The organism is Legionella gratiana (assembly GCF_001467695.1).
GTDB lineage: Bacteria > Pseudomonadota > Gammaproteobacteria > Legionellales > Legionellaceae > Legionella > Legionella gratiana.
The window spans coordinates 848200-851813 of record NZ_LNYE01000029.1 but is presented as its reverse complement, the minus strand read 5'-3'; the positions used below and the strand labels follow the sequence as shown (position 1 = coordinate 851813).

Here is a 3614-nt window from a genome sequence, read left to right as displayed (position 1 = left end):
CTTTTGCGGAAGGCGACGGTATTGAGAAGTCCCTCCCCCTCTGCGCAAGCAGCTGTCTCTTGATGAGATAGGATCAAGAGACAGAGCGAAAGCGGGGATGCGCAGTATTTGGCCTGTGACAATCATTGGAACTAAAAGTTACTCTAAGCAAAACTTACTAAGCCAGTTCTAGTTTTTCAACAACATTTAGTGGTCTCAGTTGACCTTCTGACACAACTTTAGGCAACATAAATGAAAAGTGTCCCAAAAAATTAATATGTTTTCGTCCCAATGGTGATAACCTTGCTTCATCTTCTTCGTTTATTATTTCACCCTTTGCTCGCAAATAATCTAATGCGGCCTGCATGTAAACTGTGTTCCACAACACTATCGCATTGGTAGCCAATCCAAGTACGTTGAGTTGATCCTCCTGCCCCTCTCGGTATTTTTCATGAATTTCACCACGCCGACCATGATATACAGTACGTGCTAAACTGTGGCGACTTTCACCTTTATTAAGCTGAATCAAAATATGGCGACGATATTCTTCATCATCGATATAATTAAGCAGATACAGTGTCTTGATAATACGACCTAAATTCATTAATGCTTTGGCTAAACCAGATGGTCTGTTTTTACGAAATAAGGATCGTATTAAATCAGAAGCGCTGATGTGGCCTAACTTTAATGAAACAGCGACTCGTAAAATATCTTCCCAGTGTTTTCGTATAGATGCCTCATTAATTTTATGATTTGAAATATCATTTAAACAACCATAGTCTGCTTTAGTGTCAACTGGGTTTTACCGCATATCCAGCCCAAACTGGCAATGAGATTTAATTGATTAATCGTTAATCATTTGTTCCAGTACAGGGTAAGACTGAATACGCGCGTTATGGGTATCTCATTTTCAAAACGGCCTATAGTCCTTTACTGTGCATAGATAATTACCCATCTATAGAAATTATTATTGCTCCCATGGAGGTTTAGGTGTTGTTTTAAAAGGAGTAATGGGGTTTTTATTTTCTATCTCATTATCTTCGGTAGGAGTAGGCGCTAGGCCTTTCATTTGCTTTAAGGTGTCTCTGAACTGATGTGTTGCTTCATCTTTGACTATTGCATTAACTGGTTTTGAGAAAATATTTTCTCTTATTGACTCTTCTAGATCATGAGCGTGTGTTCGACTACTATTTGACAAGGTAGCAATAACTCTTCCATTACTTAAAGAAACAGAAAGCATAGCACTAGCAGAGGGGTTTTCACCTTTATGCCCTAATGTATTATCATCAAGATGAAATTCTTGGCCATATTTTGAAATAAGACGAGCAAAATCATTCTGTTGCGCTTTATTGTAAAGCCATTGTCCCAACTTTTGCAAATCGCTAACACTAGTCCAGTAGCCTCCGCTTGGGTTTGCTATAAGATGTGGGGATTCAGGGGTGGGTTCAGTGATCGTTTTACTGGTATTTACTTTTGCACCAGATGGGCTTCTATCAGTTAAAGTAATCATACCTGAAGGTTTCTGAATAAATTCTTGAAGCATCTCGTTAAAGTGCATCGGTGAGAGTTCAGAATGTATTTTCTGATATTCAGCATAGGCATATTCGGCTGCCAAACCTACTAATAAAGATCCTAAATTGCTATATCTTGTTTTTCCTTGATCGGATAATTCATCATTTGCGTAGACTAGAAAGTCTTCAAGGTTTTCTATTTTTGGTAATTTGATTTCTTTTTCAAGCGAATTCTTAACATCTTTTACATAGTTGCCAACGAAATCCCCCAATCCTCCTCTATGAGTCATCATATCATGCAATGTCACATCTTTTAATCGTTCGACAACTTTAGCAGGTAATTTTGCTTTAGCACTTTCACTAACTTGTATTGGCTTGTTTAAGTCCTCTTCTTTTAAAATCCCTTGCTCTACAAGACGTAAAATTAGCACCCCTGTAAAAATTTTTCCAACCGAGTGTGTTGAAAAAATTGATTTTTCATCGTTTCCTTCTGTACAGATCGTACTTGTCTTCCCTTCAGACAATATCGACACTGAAGCAGACATATTCATATCCGTCATGTAATCGCTGATATCTCTCTCATCCTCTCTAGATAGTTGTACTGTTATTTCCTCTTTTAGTGCATTTTGTTTGGCTATACCAAACCCTTCCCCTTTATCAATACTCAAAATATCCATATCGGATATGTGTTCAAATAAATTTAAAAATTTCATTTTATTGAGATTGCTTTCTATTTCTCGAAACTCATTGTCAATGATAGATGACCATTGATCTCTATCAACAGGTGTATTATTCCATTGGATAGGTGGACGTTCTTTGAGAAACCCTTTAATCAAATCAATTGATCGCTCATTACGGTTTTCAATTCGATTTACCCAAAAAGTGTCTAAAATTTCGGGCCTAACTACCTTGGCTTCTTGCGCATTAAGAAATTTAAGTTGTTGCCAATTCAGGCTAAAACAGGGAATGTGGGGAAAGAGGCGCCTGTTAGCTTTTTATCTGAAAAGGAGCAGGCGGCACTCTATTCCAGTGAAGGTAAATTCAGGGTATCCCTTTATAAGGTTCTGCTGTATTTTTACACGGCAGATGCTTTAAAAGCAGGTGTTATCAGTTTGAAACCAGCCTATCGCTACCTGTCTCTGGAAAATTATTTACACCCAAAAGAACATTGGCAGGCTAACAAAAACCGGCTACTGGAAGAAGCAGGGCTGCTCGACTTTGCAGACATTGATCAATTAATTGCAACCTTTCAAAAAAAGCTTCATGGAGCATATCATAAAACCAATCGCCGTATTAAAGCAGACAAAAATCAGCACATCAAATTTGATCCAAAAGGACGAATGGTGTTGGCAACACCTAAAGTCGAAAAGATAAATACGCAATCTGTATCTTCTTTATTTGCTGATCAGAAATACACATCGGTACTAAAAATATTGAGTGATATTCAGCGGTTAACTGGTTACCTTGATTGCTTTCGCCATCACAGCGTTAAAGACAAAAAGATCTTGCCCAAAACATCCATATTTTATGCAGCAATTTTAGGGATGGGATGCAATATTGGCATCAGTAAGATGGCCAACGTCTCCAAAGGAATCACAGAAGATGCCCTTGAAAATTTTGTAAACTGGCATATGAGTCTTGATAATATTAACGCAGCCAATCAATGTATTCTTGACTTGCTTGGCAAGTTATCATTAGCCAGCATTTATCAAAAAAATCCTGGTGAATTACATACATCTAGCGATGGGCGAAAAGTCAGTGTAGTGGTTGAGTCATTGAATGCCAATAAATCATTCAAATACTTTGGAAGCGGCTCAGGATCTTCACTTTACAGTTTTATTGATGAGCTGAATCGTCTGTTTTATACTACGTCAATCAGTAGCTCTGAACGAGAAGCAGCCTATGTAGCTGATGGGTTATTACATAATCTTTCGATTAAGAGCACAATCCATTCCCTGATACACATGGTTATTCTGAAGCAATTTTTGGGATATTGAACATGCTTGGGATTTATTTTGCACCCAGAATTAAAGGTCTGAAGAAAGCCACCCTATACAGTTTTCACTCTAGAAGCACCTATGAAACCAAAGGGTATAAAATACTCCCGCATCGTTATATTGACAT

Annotated in this window: 3 protein-coding genes and 1 pseudogene; 2 read left to right on the top strand and 2 right to left on the bottom strand. The window is 37.8% G+C overall.

All coding sequences use genetic code 11. The annotated features are described in order from the left end of the window. Positions 1-157: 157 nt before the first annotated feature. Together Lgra_RS16840 and Lgra_RS16835 are read right to left on the bottom strand one after the other, a co-directional pair. A pseudogene (locus Lgra_RS16840) lies at positions 158-763 on the bottom strand (Tn3 family transposase); the annotation flags it as partial. A gap of 183 nt (positions 764-946) precedes the next feature. Then, on the bottom strand, positions 947-2326 hold the full coding sequence (locus Lgra_RS16835; protein WP_058500305.1) for a serine hydrolase domain-containing protein: 1380 nt from the start codon (positions 2324-2326) through the stop codon (positions 947-949). A gap of 102 nt (positions 2327-2428) precedes the next feature. Here Lgra_RS16835 and Lgra_RS16830 point away from each other — a divergent pair, with 102 nt between their 5' ends. Both Lgra_RS16830 and Lgra_RS18635 read left to right on the top strand, forming a co-directional pair. Then, the gene (locus tag Lgra_RS16830; protein ID WP_058500304.1) at positions 2429-3487 is read left to right on the top strand and encodes a Tn3 family transposase; all 1059 of its coding nucleotides are present in this window, start codon (positions 2429-2431) and stop codon (positions 3485-3487) included. A 2-nt stretch (positions 3488-3489) separates the two neighbouring features. Next, positions 3490-3614 (top strand): hypothetical protein (locus Lgra_RS18635; protein ID WP_420795208.1); only part of this gene is annotated, 125 nt, incomplete at its 3' end.